This is a genomic window from Lysobacter sp. K5869, assembly GCF_018847975.1.
In the GTDB taxonomy this organism is placed as follows: domain Bacteria; phylum Pseudomonadota; class Gammaproteobacteria; order Xanthomonadales; family Xanthomonadaceae; genus Lysobacter.
The window spans coordinates 3,775,237-3,792,883 of sequence record NZ_CP072597.1 but is presented as its reverse complement, the minus strand read 5'-3'; the positions used below and the strand labels follow the sequence as shown (position 1 = coordinate 3,792,883).

Here is a 17,647-nt window from a genome sequence, read left to right as displayed (position 1 = left end):
CGCTTCCTCCGCCCACGCACCGAACCACGCAACGAGCTTATGACCGACCTGCACACCCCCGCCCACGCCGCCGCGCTCGACGCCGCCGACCCGCTGCCCACGCTGCGCCACGAATTCCTGATCCCGCGCCACGGCGAGCAGGAACAGGCGTACTTCGTCGGCAACTCGCTCGGCCTGCAGCCGCGCGGCGCACGCGCGCACGTCGAGGAAGTGCTGGACAAATGGGCGATGGAGGCGGTGGAGGGCCATTTCACGGGTCAGGCGCAGTGGATGCCCTATCACGAACTGGTGCGCGAGCCGCTGGCGCGTCTGGTCGGCGCGCTGCCGCACGAAGTGGTGGCGATGAACTCGCTGACCGCCAACCTGCACTTCATGATGGTCAGCTTCTACCGCCCGACCCGCGAGCGTCCGGCGATCCTGATGGAGGCCGGTGCGTTCCCGTCCGACCGTTACGCGATGGCATCGCAGGTCGGCTTCCATGGCTTCAATCCCGACACCGACCTGATCGAACTGCAGCCCGACGGCCCGGGCGGCTTGATCTCGATGGACAGCATCGAGCGCGCCATCGCCGAACACGGCCCGCGCCTGGCGCTGGTGCTGTGGCCGGGCGTGCAGTACCGCACCGGGCAGGCCTTCGACCTCAAGCGCATCGCCGCGCTCGCGCACGCGCAGGGCGCGCTGTGCGGCTTCGACCTCGCCCACGGCGTCGGCAACCTCGAACCGAACCTGCACGACAGCGGCGCCGACTTCGCGGTGTGGTGCCACTACAAATACCTCAACGCCGGCCCCGGCGCGGTCGCCGGCTGCTTCGTCCACGAACGCCACGCGCGCACCGACCGCCCGCGCTTCGCCGGCTGGTGGGGCCACGAGAGTTCGACCCGCTTCCGCATGGGCCCGGAGTTCGCGCCGACGCCGGGCGCCGAAGGCTGGCAGCTCAGCAACCCGCCGATCCTCGGCCTCGCCCCGCTGCGCGCCTCGCTGGACCTGTTCGACCGGGTCGGCATGCGCGCGCTGCGCGAGAAGTCGCTGCGCTTGACCGGCTACCTGGAAGCGCTGATCCGCGCGCGCCTGAGCGAAACCCTCGACATCGTGACCCCGGCCGACCCGGCCCAGCGCGGCTGCCAACTGTCGCTGCGCGTGATCGGCGGCCGCGGCCTGAGCGGGCGCGCCGCCGGCCGCGACCTGTTCGACGACCTCGCCCGCCGCGGCGTGCTCGGCGATTGGCGCGAACCCGACGTGATCCGCATTTCGCCGGCGCCGCTGTACAACACGCATGGCGACATCGTGCGCTTCGTCGCCGCCGTGGAGCAGTGGCGCGACGCGTGACCCGCGCGCCGCGACCGCTTACGCTCCCCACATCCTCCGCAGGATCGGTTCCTTGAACGCTACGGCCACCGCCCCCCAACACATCACCCTCATCGGCGCCGGCCTCGCCGGCGCGCTGCTCGCCACCCTGCTCGCCCGCCGCGGCTGGCGCGTGGACGTGTACGAAAAACGCGGCGATCCGCGCCTGAAGGGCTATCAGGGCGGGCGCTCGATCAATCTCGCCCTGGCCGAGCGCGGGCGCCATGCGCTGCGGTTGGCCGGCGCGGACGAGGCGGTGATGGCGCAAGCGGTGATGATGCGCGGGCGCATGGTGCATTTCCTCGACGGGCGCACCGACCTGCAGCGCTACGGCCGCGACGACAGCGAAGTGATCTGGTCGGTGCACCGCGGCGAGCTCAATCTGATCCTGTTGCAGATCGCGCAGGAAGCCGGCGCTAATTTGCATTTCCATCGCGGCCTGTCGGGCGTGGACTTCGACGCGCGCATCGCCCGCTTCGAGGACGATCGCGACGGCAGCCTGCACGAGGTCGCGTTCGACAGCTTGGTCGGCGCCGACGGCGCGGGCTCGGCGTTGCGCTCGGCGATGGGCCGGGTCGCCGATCTGGGCGAACGCACCGAGTTCCTCGGCCATTCGTACAAGGAACTGGAAATCCCGCCCGCGCCCGACGGCGGCTTCAGCATCGAGCCCAACGCGCTGCACATCTGGCCGCGCGGGCGCTACATGTGCATCGCCCTGCCCAACGACGAGCGCACCTTCACCGTCACCTTGTTCCTGCCCAACGAGGGCGATCCGAGCTTCGCCAACATCCGCGACGGCGCCCAGGCGCGGGCCTTGTTCCAGCGCGATTTCGCCGACGCCTTGCCGCTGATCCCGGAACTGGAGCGCGACTTCGAGCGCAATCCGGCCGGCCTGCTCGCCACGCTCTACCTCGACCGCTGGCATCTGGACGACCGCGCCGTGCTGCTCGGCGACGCCGCGCACGCGATGGTGCCGTTCCACGGCCAGGGCATGAACTGCGCGTTCGAGGACTGCGTGGCCCTGGCCGAACGCCTGCTCGCCGGCGGCGACCGCGCCGAAGCCTTCGCCGCGTTCCAGCGCCAGCGCCTGCCGAGCGCGCGCGCGATCCAGGCGATGGCGCTGGAGAACTACCTGGAAATGCGCGACCGCGTCGACGACGACGATTACCTGCTGCAGCGCGCGCTCGAACACGAGCTGGCCCAGCGCCATCCCGACCGCTTCATGCCGCGCTACGCGATGGTGACCTTCCATCGCATGCCCTACGAAGTCGCGTTCGAGCGCGGCCAGCGCCAGCGCGAGCTGCTGGTGGAACTCACCCGCGGCCACGACCGCCTCGACACCCTGGACTGGAACGCCGTCGACGCCGCCGTGCGCGAGCGCCTGGGTCCGCTGCCGGCGGACGCCTGACATGCCCGCGAGCTTCCTGTTCTACGACCTGGAAACCTTCGGCGCCGATCCGCGCACCAGCCGCATCGCCCAGTTCGCGGCGATGCGCACCGACGCCGATCTCAACGAGGTCGAAGCGCCGATCAGCGTGTTCGTGAAACCCGCCGACGATCTGCTGCCCTCGCCGATGGCGACCCTGATCACCGGCATCGCGCCGCAGGACGCGCTGCGCGACGGCGTCGGCGAAGCCGAGATCTTCGCCCTGATCTTCGAGGAAATGGCCCGGCCGGAGACCTGCACCGCCGGCTACAACTCGCTGCGCTTCGACGACGAGTTCGTGCGCTACGGGCTGTTCCGCAATTTCTACGACGCCTACGAGCGCGAATGGCGCAACGGCAACTCGCGCTGGGACTTGCTCGACGTGCTGCGCCTGGCGCGCGCGTTGCGGCCGGAAGGTCTGGAATGGCCGCTGCGCGAGGACGGCTACACCTCGTTCAAGCTCGAGCATCTGGCCACCGCCAACGATGTACGCATCGGCGACGCGCACGAGGCGCTGTCGGACGTGCGCGCGCTGATCGGCATCGCGCGCAAGTTCAAGCAGGCCCAGCCGCGGCTGTGGGAGTACGCGCTGCGCCTGCGCGACAAGCGCTTCGCCGCCAGCCTGATCGACCCCATCGCGATGCAGCCCGCGCTGCACGTGTCCTCGCGCTACCCCGCCGCGCGGCTGTGCGCGGCGCCGGTGATTCCGCTGGCGCGGCATCCGCGCATCGATAGCCGCATCGTCGTGTTCGATCTGGAGCAAGACCCGCAAGCGCTGCTGACCCTGGCCCCGGACGACATCGCCGACCGCCTCTACACTCCGACCGCCGACCTGCCCGAAGGCGAGGAACGCGTCGCGCTCAAGGAAGTGCACCTCAACCGCTGCCCGGCGCTGATCGCCTGGAACCACCTGCGCCCCGACGATTTCGAGCGCCTGAGCATCGACCCGGTGCGCGCCGAATACCGCGCCGCGCAACTGCGCGAAGCCGGCCCGGAACTGGTCGAGAAGGTGCGCCGGGTCTACGCCAACGACGCCGCGCGCGCGCCCTCCGACGCCGACGCCTCGCTCTACGACGCCTTCATCGGCGACGGCGACAAGCGATTGTTCCGCAACGTCCGCGCCACCGCCCCCGAGGAATTGGCGCAGGCCGCGTTCGAGTTCCGCGACGCGCGCCTGCCCGAGTTGCTGTTCCGCTACCGCGCCCGCAACTGGCCGCAGACGCTGAGCGCGGCCGAACGCGAGCGCTGGGACGCCTACCGCCGCCACCGCTTGGACGGCGAATCCGGCCTGTCCGAATACAGCTTCCCGCGCTTCGCCGAGGAACTGCGGCAAGTGCGCGCCCTGGCCGGCGAAGACGGCGCCAAGCAGGCGCTGCTGGACCGGCTGGAGGATTGGGGACGGGGGATTTGGCGGGAGTTGCATGGGTAAAGCAGGAGGTAGCGGATAGGAGCTAGGAGATAGCCGAAGCCGCCAGTCCCTGCCGCGAATCGGCGCTTAACCGACCACTCTTTATCGTTGCCTCGCTTTTCGCTATCTCCTATCTCCTATCCGCCAACTCCCATCCCATGCCCTCCTACTTCTCCGACGCCAGCTTCAAGTTCCTGCGCTCGCTGGCGCGCAACAACAACCGCGAGTGGTTCCACGCGCACAAGGACGCCTACGACGAGCACGTGCGCGGGCCGTTCCTGCGCCTGCTCGGCGATTTGCAGCCGGCGCTGGCCGAAGTCAGCGAGCACTACCGCAGCGAGCCCAAGAACGTCGGCGGTTCGCTGTTCCGCATCCAGCGCGACACCCGCTTCGCCAACGACAAGGCGCCGTACAAGACCTGGCAGGGCGCGCGGCTGTTCCATGAGCGCGGGCGGCAGGTCGAGGCGCCGTCGTTCTACATCCACCTGGGCGTGGACGAGTGCTTCGTCGCCTCCGGCGTGTGGCATCCGCAGCCCGAGAGCTTGCGCAAGATCCGCCACTTCGTGTTCGACAACCCCGGCAGCTGGAAGGCCGCGGCGCACGACCCGAAGTTCCGCAAGCGCTACGACCTGGACGACAGCGAGATGCTGACCCGCGCGCCGCGCGGCTTCCCGCCGGAGTTCGAGTTCGCCGACGATCTCAAGCGCAAGAACTTCGTCGCTTACCGCGATATCGACGCCGCGACCATGACCGGTCCGCGCCTGCTGTCGACGCTGCAGAAGGATTTGAGCGGGCTGGCGCCGTTCACCGATTACCTGTGCGCGGCGCTGGATCTGGAATTCTGAGCGGCGGCGGTTCGAGGGATCGCAAAGAGCGGCGGACGAAGGCGCCCGCAGCGCTGCTATGGCGGCGCGCGCGGGCAAGCCGCGGCGCAGCGAACGCAGCACGCAAATCCTGCATCCCATCGCGCCTTCCCACGGCGGCGAATTTTCAGACGAATCCGATAGGCCGAGCTCTCCCCTGCCCTGAGCCCATCGCGTACAGTCGACGCAGTTCGCAGTTTCCGTCGACGACGGTCGCTCCCCTTATCGCTCGCTGCGGAGCCTCGCTTGAGCGCGATGCGAGAGCATCCGTCTTCGCGGCGCTCGGCGCCCTCATCGCCGGATGCAACAGGATGATGTCGTTCCAATCCGCCAGCAGCGACGCGACCCGCTCCACGGGCGATCTCGCCCCCGCCAACGTCCGTCCGCTGCGTGTCGCGCTGCGGCGCGAGCGCTCCGGCGATTTTCGCGATCGCGCGGCAGCGCCGGCGGCGACGGACGCCGCAGGCGCGACTCACCCGCATCGCAACCCACACGACGCGGCGCCCGCCGGCCCGCAGGCTCCCGAGCGCTTCGCCGGACTGTCGGACGACACCGTGTGCCTGCGCATCGACGCATTCGACGGCCTGCGCGCCGCCGCCGCGGCCCTCGCCGTTTGCGCGTTGTCGGCGCTGACGTACTCGACGTTCGCGCCGGGAGCGCTCGGCGGCCTCGCGCTGACGGCGTGCGCCGCCCTGGCGCTGGCCGCGGTCTGCCGCACGCTGACCCGCCGGATCAAGATCGGCATCACCGGCATCACCACCCAAGCCTGGTTTTCCCGCACCCGCCGCCTGCGCTGGCCGCAGGTGCGCACGATGAGCTTTCCGGGCGGCGGCATGGTGCTGCACGGCCCGGGCCATCGGCGCATCGTGGTGCCGGCGGATTTCGGCGACTATCGCCGCGCCGCCGCGCTCATTCGGCTGCGCCTGCCGCCGCCGGTGCTGGAACGCGTCTGCCTGGCATTGGACGCACACGCGCAGACCTTGAAATTGTGTTGAGACTCGCGGCCGCGGCACCGGCGGACGCCCGGGTCATACGAGCGCCGGCAATTCCTTCTGCAACAGCGCCACGACCGTCTTGATCCGCTGCGGCGCCGGCTTGTCCGCGCCGTACAGCACATGCAGATCGAAGCCGGGCACGGCGAATTCCGGCAGCACCCTGCGCAATCGCCCGGCCGCCAGATCCTCGCGGCAGACCGGCTCCTGCAGCACGCCGATCGCCGCGCCGCCGAGCAACAGCGCGTGCAGCGGCCGACCATGGCTCACGCTCAGCACGGTATCGATCACGGCCGCGACCGTGCGCCGCTGCGCCGTGCGCAGCGTCAGCCGGCCGTTGTTGAACAAGCCCGAGACGCGCGCGAACGGATGCCGCACCAGATCGTCCGGCGTCGCCGGCTCGCCGTGCCGTTCGAGATAGTCGGGCGACGCCACCAAAACGCGGCGCACGTGGCCGAGCTTGCGCGCGACGAAGTGGCCCTCGCCCGGGCCGCCCAGGCGCAGCGACACGTCCACGCCCTCGGTGACCGGATCGACCACGCGGTCGTTGAGCACCAGATCGATCCGCAACTGCGGGCACTCCCGGCGCAAGCGCAGCAACAGCGCCGGCAACACCGTCTCGCCCAGCCCGTGCGGCGCGGCGATGCGCACGCTGCCGCGCAGCGGCAAATCCTTGCGCACCTCGCGCAAGGCCTCGTCCGCCGCTTCGATCGCGGCCTTGCTGCGTTCGTAGAATCCGGCGCCGGCGTCGGTCAGCGAAATCGAGCGCGTGTTCCGCCGCAACAGGCGCGCGCCCAGCTGCGCTTCCAGCCGCTCGATCCGTTCGCTCACCGCGGGCTGGCCGATGCCCAGGTCGCGCGCCGCCGCCGACATGCTGCCGCGCTCGACCACGCGCACGAACACCCGCATCGCCGCCAAATAGTCCATAGCCGATCTATCGCTCGTTCCGATAGGTGAAAACGGAGCGCGCGGCCTACCGGAGCCGGAGCGCGCTCATGAGAATTCGCGCATCGCCGTCGCGACCACGCGCGGCGCGGACTTCAGCTCATCGGCGGAAACCCACATGAACGATATCAGGCTTTACTTGCTGCAATCCGGCAGCCAACAGTGCAAGGTCCACGACATCAAGATGAATCAAGGCTGCGGCGCGGACTTCGAAATTCCGGTGCCGTGGTTCCTGCTGATCCACCCCAAGGGCAACGTCGTCGTCGACGGCGGCCTCGCCGCCGAAGGGCTGGCCGATCCGCGCGCTTATTGGGGCGACGCGGTCGACGCCTACCGGCCGGTGATGCGCCCGGAGCAAGGCTGCATCGCGCAACTGGCGGCGTTGGGGCTGGCGCCCGAGGACATCCGCTACGTCGTGCTCTCGCACCTGCACTCCGATCACAGCGGCGCCGTCGGCCGTTTTCCGAACGCCACCCACCTCGTCCAGCGGCGCGAGTACGAGTACGCCTTCGCCCCCGACTGGTTCGCCGCCGGCGCTTATGCACGCAAGGATTTCGATCGCTCGGGACTGCGTTGGCAGCTGCTCGAAGGCGAAGCCGGCGACCCGTTCGACTTGTACGGCGACGGAGTGCTGCGCACGGTGTTCACGCCGGGGCATACGCTCGGCCATCAGTCGGTGTTGGTCACGCTGGAACACAGCGGCCCGATGCTGCTGGCCGGCGACGCCGTCTACACGATGGATCACTGGAACGAAAAGGCCCTGCCCGGCTTCGTCGCCTCGGTGGTCGATGCGGTGCGCTCGGTGCGCAAGCTGCGCGCGCTGGCCGAGCGCAACGGAGCGACCTTGGTGCCGGGGCACGATCCAGACGTGTGGAAGACCTTCAAGCTCGCGCCGGCCTACTACGACTGAGGCCGCGGAAGAACGCCGCGCGGACGCGATGCGTGCGCCGGCCCGTCGCTGCGCCGCCATCGCGTTCGCCGCAGCGCGATGGCGCGCGTCGCCCACTTGCGTTCGCGCTTTCGCCAATTGTGCGCCGCTTCCGCACACGCGCAGAACCCGATCACGTTTCCGCCCATCGGCATGCCGCAACGCCGCATGACAGCAACATTCGCGAACGTATGCTCGTGGCGATCGCCGCGCAGGAGCGCGCGGCCACATCGACCGGGGACGGGCGCGAGGAACGCGCCGGGATCGCGTCCGCGGCCCATCGGGGAGAGGTCATGCACCAACACCGCACCACGCCGCGGCCGCGCGCCGCCGCGTTGCTCGTCGCCGCGTCCTTGGCGCTCGCGCCGTTCGCCGCCGGCGCCGTCACCGGCGTCGCCTTCGTCCACGGCACCGGCAGCCAAACCAACGCGTATCAGGACTATTGGCAGCCGACGATGGTCGACAGCGTGCGCCAAGGCCTCGCCAATCCGGCCAACTACGTCGTGGTCAATTGCGATTTCGAGCAATACATGTGGGACAGCCGCGCCGCCGGTTGCCTGGCCCAGCAGCTCACCGATTTCATCAACGCCAAGGGCATCACGCAGATGATCGTGATCACCCACTCCAACGGCGGCAACGTGATGCGCTGGATCATGTCCAACCCGACCTACGACAGCCGCTATCCGAACATCATTTCCAAGATCGTGCGGGTCAACGCGCTGGCGCCCTCCTCCGCCGGCACGCCGCTGGCCGACGCGGCGATGAACGGCAACGCCTTCGAGCAGGCGGTGGGCTGGCTGCTGGGCTACAAGTCCGACGCGGTGAAGATGCAGCAGGTCAGCTGGATGGCGACCTACAACGCCAACAATCTCTACGGCACCGCCGGCCGTCCCGCGCTGCCCAAGCCGTTCCGCAGCGTGGTCGGCACCGATGTCGATTCCTCGCCGTTCGACAGCGACAGCTACTGCGGCGGCTACACCGAGAACGTCGGGTTGGAGACCACGCAGAACTGGTTGAACAGCTGCTCCGACGGCTTCCTCAACTGCACCAGCCAATCGGCCGCGGGCACGGTGTGGTTCCAGGACAAGCAGCGCACCGCCGACGCCGAGCCGCTGAGCCACAACCAGAGCCGGCGCGCTTGCTTCAACCTCAACACCATCCTGCGCAACGACATGACCCCGTGAGGACGCCGACCATGCGAACGATTCTGTCCCTCGCCCTGCTCGTCGCCGCGGGCCACGCCAACGCCGCCGACGCGCCGATGCTGCCAGCGGCCAAGAACGATCAGATCCCGCAGCGCCTGGCGGTCGTCGCCGCGCCCAAGGCCGCGGCCGAACGCGCGCCGGTGCGCTTCTCCTGGGCGCTGGATCCGCACGCCGCGCTCGTCGCCGATCCCGCGCCCGAAGCGGTGGAAAGCCGCGAGTACTGGCAGGAAACCGACGGCGCCGCGCTGCAGCGCGGACTGCAGGTCGCCACCAGCGCGCCGGGCGCGTTGATCCGGGTCAGCCCGGTCGCCGGCGCCGCGCAGGTCGCCGCCGACTCGGTGCGCATCACCCGCGCCGGCCAACCCGTCGGCGCGCTCAAGCGCACCGGCGCCGAACAGTTGCAGGCCGCCGGGCTCGCGGTCGGCGCCGGCACCGCGGCGGTGCAGCTCGCCGCCGACGCCGCGCCCGGGCCGTACGCGGTGCAGGTCGCGCAGGCGCGCGGCCGCTACGTCGTGCACGTGTTCGAGCCCAACAGCGACGTGCGCCTGTTCGCGCGCTTGAACCGCGACCATGCGCTGGCCGGCGGCTCGCGCGAGATCGAAGTCGATCTGCAGCGCGGCAAGAGCGCGCTCAAGACCGAAGGCGGCGCGCTGCTGGTGGCGCCGTCCGGACGCAGCTGGCCGCTGACGCTGAAGGCCGGCGGCGACGGCAAGCTGCGCGGCGCGGTGCCGCTGCCGCGCGACGCCGGCGACGAACCGGCGGGCCTGTGGGAAGTGCAGGTGTTCGCCGGCGACGGCACCGTCCAGCGCGACGCGCGCACCGCGCTGGCCGTGGCCCAGCCCACCGCCAAGCTCGACGGCGCCTATGCCTTCGACGCGCGCGCGCTGAGCTTCGCCCTGCCGCTGCGCGCCGCCTCGCCGGGACGCTACGAGGTGCGCGGCACGCTGTACGCGAGCGACGCCCAGCGCCAGTTGCGGCCGGTGATGATCGCGCACAGCGCGCAGTGGGTCGACGGCGGCGCGGCGCGGATCGAGCTCGCGTTCGACCGCGCGCAACTGCCCAAGGGCTATGGCGCGCCGTTCGAGTTGCGCGATGTCGAGCTCAACGATCAGAGCCGGTTGGCGCCGATCGAGCGGCGGCAGCGGGTGGCTCGGGTCGGACGCTGATCGGACGTCGCATAGCGAGCGATTCGCTGGAAGTCCCCTCCCCGCGACGCGGGTGAGGGCTGCGCTCGCGAGCCATCGGCTCGCGCAGCGCCGAAGGCCCGAACGTCGGGCCGGAATGGGGGTTGGATGAGGGCCGCGCCTTCATCCGCCCTTTTGGGGGCGCCGTCGCGGCCTTGCGCTCCCTTCGGCCGGCGCCGACGGAAGAAGCAAGGCTAAGCCGCCCTTCATGCCGCCGCGCCGCGACCCGACTACTCTGACGGCCTCTGCCCAGGATCGCCGCACATGAAGAAATGGATCGCCGCCCTCGTCCTGATCGCCGCGCTGCTGATCGGCTACGTCGCCGCCGGCCCGTTCATGACCGTCCGCGCGATCCGCGCCGCGGTCAAGGAAGGCAACACCGGCGAGTTGTCCAAGCACGTCGACTTCGCCGCGCTGCGCTTGAGCCTGAAGGCGCAGGTCGACGACTACCTGGTCCGCCGCGCCGGCCCGGACACGCAATCCAGCCTGCTCGGCGCGATCGGCCTGAACCTCGCCAGCGGCGTGGCCGGCACCGCGGTCGACGCCATCGCCACGCCGGTCGGGATCGGCGCGGTGCTGGAAGGCCGCAACCTGCTCAAGCGCTTCGATCCGCGCGAGCCGCGCCGCGACGCCTACGCACAGGTGCCGCCGGCCGAGCCGCTCAAGCATCTGAGCTATCGCTTCGAATCGCCGTCGCGCTTCACCGCGACGGTCGCCAACGCCGACGGCGATCCGGTGGTGTTCGTGCTGACCCGCGACGGCTTGAGCTGGCGCGTCACCGACGTGCGCTTGCCGTTGGACAAGATGCTGCCTTGAGCCGCGCCGCGCTTCAGTAGGACACGTCGAGCTTCACCCACGCAGAACGCCCCGGTTCGTTGATCCTTACCGGCTCGGCGGGATAACCGAAGTCGGCGCTGCCGGCGAGGTTGAGGTGTTCGCTGTAGGCGCGGTCGAACACGTTGTCCAGGCCGGCGCTCAGGCGCGCGCGGTCGCTGAAGCGGTAGCCGCCGTTGAGCGAGAACACCGCGAAGCCGCGGCTGCGGCCGATGTCCTGTCCGGTGACGTTGCCTTGGCCGACGGCGATGCGGGTCTGCTTCGCCGAGGCGCGCAGCAAGGCGCCGAAATTCCAGCGTTTGTCGTCGTAGTTCAACGTCAGCTTGGCGTCCAGCGGCGGCATCTGCGGCAGCGCGCCGCCGTCGCTGCGGTTCTCGCCCCAGGCGTAGGCCAGGGTCGCGCCGAGCTTCCAATGTTCGGCCGGCCGCCAATCCGCGCCGGCTTCGGCGCCGCGGATGCGCGCGTCCACGTTGCGCGCGCGGCTCATCGTTCCCATCATCCCGCCGGGCTGATACGCGAACAGGATGTAGTCGCCGATCCGGCCGGCATAGGCCGACACCCACGCATCCACGCGCTCGCTCTTGTACTGGAAACCCACGTCCAACTGCGTGGTTTTCTCCGGCGCGATACCGGCGAACGCGTTCGGCGCGCCGGCCGGGCCGAGGTTCGGCGAAAACAGTTCCCAGTAGTCGGGCATGCGTTCGACGTGGCCGATGCCGGCGTACCAGCCGGCGCGCGAGCCGGCCAGATCGCGTTCGTAGCGGACGAAGCCGCTGGGCAAGCTCTCGCGCCGGGTTTCGCCGAAGGTCGGATTGGGCAGGGCCATCATGCCCGCGGTCGCGCGCTGGTCCTCGACGCGCGCGCGGTCGATGCGCGCGCCGTACGCGAGCCGGCTCGACGCGCTCGCGCGCCAGGTCGCCTCGGCGAACGCGCCGACGGTGGAAAACCGCGCATCGGCGCTCCACGGCGCGGCCCGATACGTGTCGCGGCCCAGGCCGCTGCGCTCGCGATGGCGGCTGCGCTGTCCATCGACGCCCGCGGTCAGATCCAGCGAAGTCCAGCGCCAGCTCGCCGCCGCGCGCCCGCCGACGGTGAGCCGGTCCACGTTCGCGGCCACCGGCATCGGCATCGCGCTCATCGGGTTGGGCTCGCGCAGGCTGTAGTTGTCCATCACGTGATCGGCGTAGTTGTAGAACGCGTTGGCTTCCAGCGCGCTCAGGCGCCCGCCGAAGTTCTTTTTCTCCGCGCGCACGCTGTAGCTCTCGCGCTTGAAGCGCGCGCCGTCCATGCTGCGGCCGGCGTAGCGCGCTTCGCCGTCGCCGGCGCCCGCGGCGAGTTCGACCACGGTGTCGGCGTCGGGCGTCCAGCCCACGCTCGCGTCGGCGTTCCACTTCTTCCACGACGACGGCACGGGTTGGCCGTTGCCGTCGTCGTAGTCGTCGGCTTCGGAGCGATTGGCGGCGAGCCGGGCGAAGCCCAGCGGCGCGCCGGCGACGATATCCACGCGCTGATCGTTGCGGCCGAACGAACCGCCGAGCGCGCTGCCGTTCGCGCGCACGCCGGGGCGCTCGAACGCTTCGGTGCGGCGGACGAAACGCACGGTGCCGGCCGAGGCGCCCGGCCCCCACAGCACCGTCTGCGGGCCTTTGACCACGACGACGCGGTCGTAGGTTTCCGGCGACACGTACGACAGGGGGTTGTCCATGCGCGCTGGACACGCGCCGGGCATGCTGCCGTCGTTGCTGAGCAGGTTGAGCCGCGAACCGAACATCCCGCGCAGCACCGGATCGCCGTTGGTGCCGCCGTTGCGGATCGCGGTGAAGCCGGGAACGGTCTTGAGGTAATCGGCGCCGTCGCTGGCCGGCACCGGCTGCCGCGGCAGTTTCGGGTCGAGTTCGAAGGTCAGCGCCGAGACGGGCGCAGCGGTGACGACGACCGCGTCGAGGGTCTGGGCGGGATCGACGCGCCCGGCCGGCGCCTCGGCGGCGAGCGCGCCGTGCAGGCCGAGCGCTTGAAGGACGGCGCAGCGCAGCGCCAGGGTTCGCAGAGTCATCGGGAGGGTTCGCAAGGGAAGTCGGAAGCCGCGGCGGCGGGCCGGAACGGACGCGGGCGCGACGCGGGCCGCGATGGCGGCGGCGGGATGCGGGTAAGGGTAGAGGCGCGCGGCCGGCGCGGGCCGCGGCAGAACGCCGCACGTTTTCGCAGTTCGGGCGATGCGCGACGCTCCGACCGCCCGTCCCGCTACCGCGCCCGCGCGGCTTGCGTTCGCCGCGGCCGCGCCCTACCTTGCACCCGATCCGCCGCCCCCCGCGCGGCGGCCGCCGGACAGGCATGCCCGGCCCCGATCGTCAACGCCACACGACTTGGACTGGAACGCCATGAAAACGATCTTCCCCGCCCTCGCCTTCGCCCTGCTCGGCCTCAGCGCCAGCGCCGCCCACGCCCAAGGCGAGTGCGACAAGTACCGGACCAGCTACGACAAGACCTATTGCTTCGCCAAGCTGTTCCTGGAGTCGGACAAGGAACTCAACGCCGCCTACAACGACCTGCGCGGCGTGGCCAAGGAACCGGCCAAGAGCAGGCTCAAGGACACCCAGTTGCAGTGGATCAAGCACCGCGACGCCAGCTGCGAGAATTCGGGCAGCATCAACGTCGACTGCAACTACCGCGTCAACCGCGAGCGCACCGAGTACCTGCGCGACCGCGCCCGCGAGTGCAAGGCCGGCACCTGCCGCGAAGACATGATCGTCAAGAAGTCCTGGGACTGAGCGAGGCGTTCAAGGTAGGAGCGGCGTAAGCCGCGACCGCGCCGTCGCAACCGCCGCGCGAGCCACGCCCCAAGCGTGGCTCGCGTCGTTTCGGCACCCGACGAAGGTTGCGGCCGCCCCCTGTAGGAGCGGCGCGAGCCGCGACCGCGGCAATGCACCTGTTGCGAAGGTTTCGGCGTAGTCGAAGTGCCGCAGTCGCGGCTCGCGCCGCTCCTACAGGGCGCAACCGCAACCACGCGAACGCTCAACGATTCGCGACCCCGTGCGGCACATGCCCCGCCGCCACATGCCCGCGCGCCGAGGCGATGTTGTTCTCCGAATCGTCGAAGAAGATGTCCGCGCCGAACGCCTCCAGGAACGGCCCCTTGGCGCGGCCGCCGAGGAACAGCGCCTCGTCCAGGCGGATGTCCCACTCGCGCAGCGTGCGGATCACCCGCTCGTGCGCGGGCACCGAGCGCGCGGTCACCAGCGCGGTGCGGATCGGCGCGTCCTGGCCGACCGGGAACGCCGCCTGCAAGCGGTGCAGCGCGTCGAGGAAGCCGCGGAACGGCCCGCCCGACAGCGGCTCGCCGGCGTGGTTGCGCTCGTGTTCGGCGAACGCAGCCAGCCCGCCTTCGCGCGAGACCCGTTCGCCTTCGTCGTCGAAGATCACCGCGTCGCCGTCGAAGGCGATGCGCAGTTGGTCCGGCGGCAGATGCGGGGCGAGCTTGGAGCTCGGCGCGGCCGGCAGCAGGGTCGCTGCGGCGATGCCGGCTTCCAGCGCGGCGGTCACGTCCTGGGCGTTGGCCGACAGGAACAGATCGGCGCCGAACGGACGGATGTAGGGAAACGGCGGCGCGCCGTTGCTGAAGGCCGCGCGCTTGATCGACAGGCCGTGGTGGGCGATCGAATTGAAGATGCGCAGCCCGCTGTCGGCGGAGTTGCGCGAGATCAGGATCACCTCGACCCGCGGCGCCTCCGACGGCGCGCCGTGGTTGAGCGCGAGCAGCTTGCGCACCAGCGGGAAAGCGATGCCGGGCCGCAGGATGTCGTCCTCGCGCGCGCGCTGGAACGCGGCATAGGCGTCGATGCCCTCGCGTTCGAACAGCGAGTGGCTCTCTTCCATGTCGAACAGGGTGCGCGAGGAAATCGCGACGATCAGCGGGTCGGCATCACGGTCTGGCATGAGGGCATTGTAGGGGGCGCAGGGGACGGATGCAGCGGTGAGCGAGAAGGTAGCGAATAGGAGATAGGAGATAGCAAAAGCCGCCCCGCTATCTCCTATCTCCTATTCGCTACCTCCTGCTTCTGCCCTTATCCTTGCCGTTTCCCCGTCCGCCGCCGCCCATGCCCGCCAGTCCCGCCGCCCCCGCCGCCGCCCCGCAACTCGGCCACGCCCTCAAGTCGCGCCAGTTGGTGATGATGGGCCTGGGCAGCGCGATCGGCGCCGGCCTGTTCCTCGGTTCGGGCGTGGGCGTGCAAACCGCCGGGCCGGCGGTGCTGCTGTCGTACCTGATCGCCGGCACGCTGATCATCATCGTGATGCGCGCGCTCGGCGAAATGGCCGCGGCGCGGCCCACCAGCGGCGCGTTCTCGGTCTACGCCGCCGACGCCATGGGCCCGACCGCGGGCGCGACCCTGGGCTGGCTGTGGTGGGTGCAGATCGTGATCGTGGTCGCGGCCGAATCGGTCGGCGCGGCCGGATTGCTGGCGACGGTGTGGCCGGGGCTGCCGGTCGCGGCCACCTCGCTGGTCTTCATGAGCGCCTTCACCCTGGTCAACCTGCTGGGCGTGCGCAATTTCGGCGAGTTCGAGTTCTGGTTCGCGATCCTCAAGGTCGCCGCGATCCTCGCCTTCATCGCCATCGGCGCCGCGCTGCTGCTGGGCTTGTTGCCCGACGTGCCCTCGCCCGGCCTGTCCAATTTCACCGAACACGGCGGCTTCGCGCCCAAGGGCTGGGCCGGCGTCGGCGCGGCGCTGCTGGTGGTGGTGTTCGCGTTCGGCGGCACCGAGATCGTCGCGGTCGCCGCGGCCGAAACCCAGGACCCGGAGCGCAGCATCACCCAGGCGATCCGCACTGTGGCCTGGCGCATCCTGGTGTTCTACATCGGCTCGCTGGCGGTCATCATCGCCGTGGTGCCGTGGACCAGCGAGCATCTGAAGTCGCCGTTCGCGGCGGTGTTGGAGGTGGCGCGGATTCCCGGCGCGGCCACGGCCATCACCTTGGTTGCGGTGGTGGCGCTGCTGTCGGCGCTCAACGCCAACCTCTACGGCGCCTCGCGCATGATCTATTCGCTGGCCCAGCGCCGGGAGGCGCCGCGCTTCCTCGCCCATCTGAGCCGCAGCCAGGTGCCGGTGGCCGCGGTGCTGGCGAGCGTGGCGTTCGGCTTCATCGCTACCGCGCTGGAGCTGCTGTACCCGGACAAGGTGCTGCCGGCGCTGTTGAACGTGGTGGGTTCGACCTGTTTGTTGGTGTGGACCCTGTCGCTGGTCTCGCAGCTGATCCTGCGCCGCCGCGCCGACCGCGACGGCACCGCGCTGCCGTTCAAGATGTGGGCCTTCCCCTACGTGACCTACTTCGGCCTGGGCATCCTGACCCTGGTGTTCGTGCTGGCGCTGATGACGCCCGGCCCGCGCATGCAGCTGCTCTCGACCGTGGGGCTGACCCTGTGCATCGCCGCGGTCAGCGAGATCGCGCGGCGGATGCGGGCGCGGGGCTGAGCGGCGCCCGCGCGGCTTGCGGCGCGAGCTCAGAAACCGGCGATAACCTACTGATTTAAATGGATTAATTCCCGGAACTTAAAGTAATTTCTCAAGTGCGCGCGGCCGATGCCGCGCGCCTTCGTCAGCCGCTGGTGAACTGCTCCACCAGCATCCGCTCTTCCAGGTTGTGCTCCGGGTCGAACAGCAGCGTGACCGTGCGGTCGCGCGATTCGCGGATGGTGACCTCGACCACGTCGCGCACTTCGTGCGAGTCGGCGGTGGCGCTGACCGGGCGCTTGTACGGGTCGAGCACGCAGAAGCGCACTTCGGTATCGGCCTTGAGCAGCGCGCCGCGCCAGCGCCGCGGGCGGAACGCGGCGATCGGGGTCAAGGCGATCACCGCCGAGCCCAGCGGCAGGATCGGGCCGTGCGCGGAGAAGTTGTAGGCGGTGCTGCCGGCCGGGGTGGCGACCAGCACGCCGTCGCAGATCAGTTCGTCCAGGCGGGTCTGGCCGTTGAGGTCGATGCTCAGGTGCGCGGCCTGACGGGTCTGGCGCAGCAGCGAGACCTCGTTGTAGGCCAGCGAGCCGAAGGTGGCGCCGGACTCGGTCTGCGCCACCATCTCCAGCGGACGCAGCACCGCCGGTTCGGCATGGGCGAGGCGCTCGAACACATCGATGCCGCCGCCGGCGTGCTGGTTCATCAGGAACCCGACCGTGCCCAGCTTCATCCCGTACACGGGTTTGCCGAGCGCGCCGTGGCGGTGCAGGGTCTGCAGCATGAAGCCGTCGCCGCCGAGCGCGACCAGGATGTCGGCCTCGGCCGGCTCGCATTGGCCGTGGCGGCCGCTGAGCTCGGCGAGCGCGCGCTGGGCGTCGTCGGTGTGGCTGGCGAGAAAGGCGATGCGGGGCGTCGCGGTCATCGGCGGCTCCGGGAGGATCGCGTCAGCATAACCCGGCCGGCGCGGGGGATTCGTGTCGCGGCGGCGGAACGCGGCGTGTCGCGGTGCGTGGTCGGTTCGCGACACGGTCGCGTTTTTGCCCGATCGCGGCGTTGCGGCTGGCTCTG

The 17,647-nt window shown here is 70.3% G+C and carries 15 protein-coding genes; 11 read left to right on the top strand and 4 right to left on the bottom strand.

The features are described from left to right. Positions 1-39 precede the first annotated feature (39 nt). The 5 genes from kynU (at position 40) to J5226_RS16495 (ending at position 6,036) form a co-directional block, all read left to right on the top strand. Positions 40-1,326: a kynureninase gene (gene kynU / locus J5226_RS16515; RefSeq protein WP_215835528.1), complete on the top strand. Its 1,287-nt coding sequence runs from the start codon at positions 40-42 to the stop codon at positions 1,324-1,326. A 52-nt stretch (positions 1,327-1,378) separates the two neighbouring features. After that, the gene (locus J5226_RS16510; RefSeq protein ID WP_255322825.1) at positions 1,379-2,752 is read left to right on the top strand and encodes an NAD(P)/FAD-dependent oxidoreductase; all 1,374 of its coding nucleotides are present in this window, start codon (positions 1,379-1,381) and stop codon (positions 2,750-2,752) included. Between the two features lies 1 nt (position 2,753). Then, positions 2,754-4,199, top strand: coding sequence for an exodeoxyribonuclease I (sbcB, locus tag J5226_RS16505; protein WP_215835526.1), 1,446 nt, complete (start codon positions 2,754-2,756; stop codon positions 4,197-4,199). A gap of 137 nt (positions 4,200-4,336) precedes the next feature. Further along, the gene (locus J5226_RS16500; RefSeq protein ID WP_215835525.1) at positions 4,337-5,023 is read left to right on the top strand and encodes a DUF2461 domain-containing protein; all 687 of its coding nucleotides are present in this window, start codon (positions 4,337-4,339) and stop codon (positions 5,021-5,023) included. Further along, positions 4,996-6,036, top strand: coding sequence for a PH domain-containing protein (locus J5226_RS16495; RefSeq protein WP_215835524.1), 1,041 nt, complete (start codon positions 4,996-4,998; stop codon positions 6,034-6,036). Before J5226_RS16500 ends, J5226_RS16495 begins: the two co-directional genes overlap by 28 nt. Positions 6,037-6,069: 33 nt before the next feature. On the opposite strand, the gene J5226_RS16490 is transcribed toward J5226_RS16495, so the two are convergent. Continuing rightward, complete coding sequence (locus J5226_RS16490) at positions 6,070-6,960, bottom strand: LysR family transcriptional regulator (RefSeq protein ID WP_215835523.1); 891 nt, start codon at positions 6,958-6,960, stop codon at positions 6,070-6,072. A gap of 136 nt (positions 6,961-7,096) precedes the next feature. Here J5226_RS16490 and attM point away from each other — a divergent pair, with 136 nt between their 5' ends. The 4 genes from attM (at position 7,097) to J5226_RS16470 (ending at position 11,111) form a co-directional block, all read left to right on the top strand. Further along, entirely contained in the window at positions 7,097-7,888 is a 792-nt protein-coding gene (gene attM / locus J5226_RS16485; protein WP_215835522.1) for an N-acyl homoserine lactonase AttM, read from the top strand. A 311-nt stretch (positions 7,889-8,199) separates the two neighbouring features. Continuing rightward, the gene (locus tag J5226_RS16480; RefSeq protein WP_215835521.1) at positions 8,200-9,090 is read left to right on the top strand and encodes an alpha/beta hydrolase; all 891 of its coding nucleotides are present in this window, start codon (positions 8,200-8,202) and stop codon (positions 9,088-9,090) included. 11 nt (positions 9,091-9,101) lie between these two features. Further along, the gene (locus tag J5226_RS16475; RefSeq protein WP_215835520.1) at positions 9,102-10,277 is read left to right on the top strand and encodes a DUF4785 domain-containing protein; all 1,176 of its coding nucleotides are present in this window, start codon (positions 9,102-9,104) and stop codon (positions 10,275-10,277) included. Between the two features lie 282 nt (positions 10,278-10,559). Further along, a complete protein-coding gene (locus tag J5226_RS16470) occupies positions 10,560-11,111 on the top strand; it encodes a DUF2939 domain-containing protein (protein WP_215835519.1) in 552 nt (183 codons plus the stop codon). A 13-nt stretch (positions 11,112-11,124) separates the two neighbouring features. Here J5226_RS16470 and J5226_RS16465 read toward each other — a convergent pair whose 3' ends face one another. Continuing rightward, positions 11,125-13,182, bottom strand: coding sequence for a TonB-dependent copper receptor (locus tag J5226_RS16465; RefSeq protein ID WP_215835518.1), 2,058 nt, complete (start codon positions 13,180-13,182; stop codon positions 11,125-11,127). 325 nt (positions 13,183-13,507) lie between these two features. On the opposite strand from J5226_RS16465, the gene J5226_RS16460 reads away from it, so the two are divergent. After that, positions 13,508-13,897, top strand: coding sequence for a lysozyme inhibitor LprI family protein (locus J5226_RS16460; protein WP_215835517.1), 390 nt, complete (start codon positions 13,508-13,510; stop codon positions 13,895-13,897). Between the two features lie 244 nt (positions 13,898-14,141). Here the strand turns inward: J5226_RS16460 and J5226_RS16455 are convergent, their stop codons facing one another. Beyond that, the gene (locus J5226_RS16455) at positions 14,142-15,062 is read right to left on the bottom strand and encodes a 5'-nucleotidase (protein ID WP_215835516.1); all 921 of its coding nucleotides are present in this window, start codon (positions 15,060-15,062) and stop codon (positions 14,142-14,144) included. Positions 15,063-15,223: 161 nt separating this feature from the next. Between J5226_RS16455 and J5226_RS16450 the strand changes: the two genes are divergently transcribed. Beyond that, on the top strand, positions 15,224-16,597 hold the full coding sequence (locus tag J5226_RS16450) for an amino acid permease (RefSeq protein ID WP_215835515.1): 1,374 nt from the start codon (positions 15,224-15,226) through the stop codon (positions 16,595-16,597). Between the two features lie 124 nt (positions 16,598-16,721). On the opposite strand, the gene J5226_RS16445 is transcribed toward J5226_RS16450, so the two are convergent. Continuing rightward, positions 16,722-17,501 (bottom strand): NAD kinase, encoded by a 780-nt coding sequence (locus J5226_RS16445; protein ID WP_215835514.1) that lies wholly within the window; start codon positions 17,499-17,501, stop codon positions 16,722-16,724. Positions 17,502-17,647 lie beyond the last annotated feature (146 nt).

Excerpts from the sequence above, each read along its gene's own strand:
- J5226_RS16455 (WP_215835516.1), bottom strand. The coding sequence starts at position 15,062 with ATGCCAGACCGTGATGCCGACCCGCTGATCGTCGCGATTTCCTCGCGC.
- J5226_RS16460 (WP_215835517.1), top strand. The coding sequence starts at position 13,508 with ATGAAAACGATCTTCCCCGCCCTCGCCTTCGCCCTGCTCGGCCTCAGC.
- J5226_RS16490 (WP_215835523.1), bottom strand. The coding sequence starts at position 6,960 with ATGGACTATTTGGCGGCGATGCGGGTGTTCGTGCGCGTGGTCGAGCGC.
- attM (WP_215835522.1), top strand. The coding sequence starts at position 7,097 with ATGAACGATATCAGGCTTTACTTGCTGCAATCCGGCAGCCAACAGTGC.
- kynU (WP_215835528.1), top strand. The coding sequence starts at position 40 with ATGACCGACCTGCACACCCCCGCCCACGCCGCCGCGCTCGACGCCGCC.
- J5226_RS16500 (WP_215835525.1), top strand. The coding sequence starts at position 4,337 with ATGCCCTCCTACTTCTCCGACGCCAGCTTCAAGTTCCTGCGCTCGCTG.
- J5226_RS16480 (WP_215835521.1), top strand. The coding sequence starts at position 8,200 with ATGCACCAACACCGCACCACGCCGCGGCCGCGCGCCGCCGCGTTGCTC.
- J5226_RS16450 (WP_215835515.1), top strand. The coding sequence starts at position 15,224 with ATGCCCGCCAGTCCCGCCGCCCCCGCCGCCGCCCCGCAACTCGGCCAC.
- sbcB (WP_215835526.1), top strand. The coding sequence starts at position 2,754 with ATGCCCGCGAGCTTCCTGTTCTACGACCTGGAAACCTTCGGCGCCGAT.
- J5226_RS16470 (WP_215835519.1), top strand. The coding sequence starts at position 10,560 with ATGAAGAAATGGATCGCCGCCCTCGTCCTGATCGCCGCGCTGCTGATC.
- J5226_RS16445 (WP_215835514.1), bottom strand. The coding sequence starts at position 17,501 with ATGACCGCGACGCCCCGCATCGCCTTTCTCGCCAGCCACACCGACGAC.
- J5226_RS16465 (WP_215835518.1), bottom strand. The coding sequence starts at position 13,182 with ATGACTCTGCGAACCCTGGCGCTGCGCTGCGCCGTCCTTCAAGCGCTC.
- J5226_RS16475 (WP_215835520.1), top strand. The coding sequence starts at position 9,102 with ATGCGAACGATTCTGTCCCTCGCCCTGCTCGTCGCCGCGGGCCACGCC.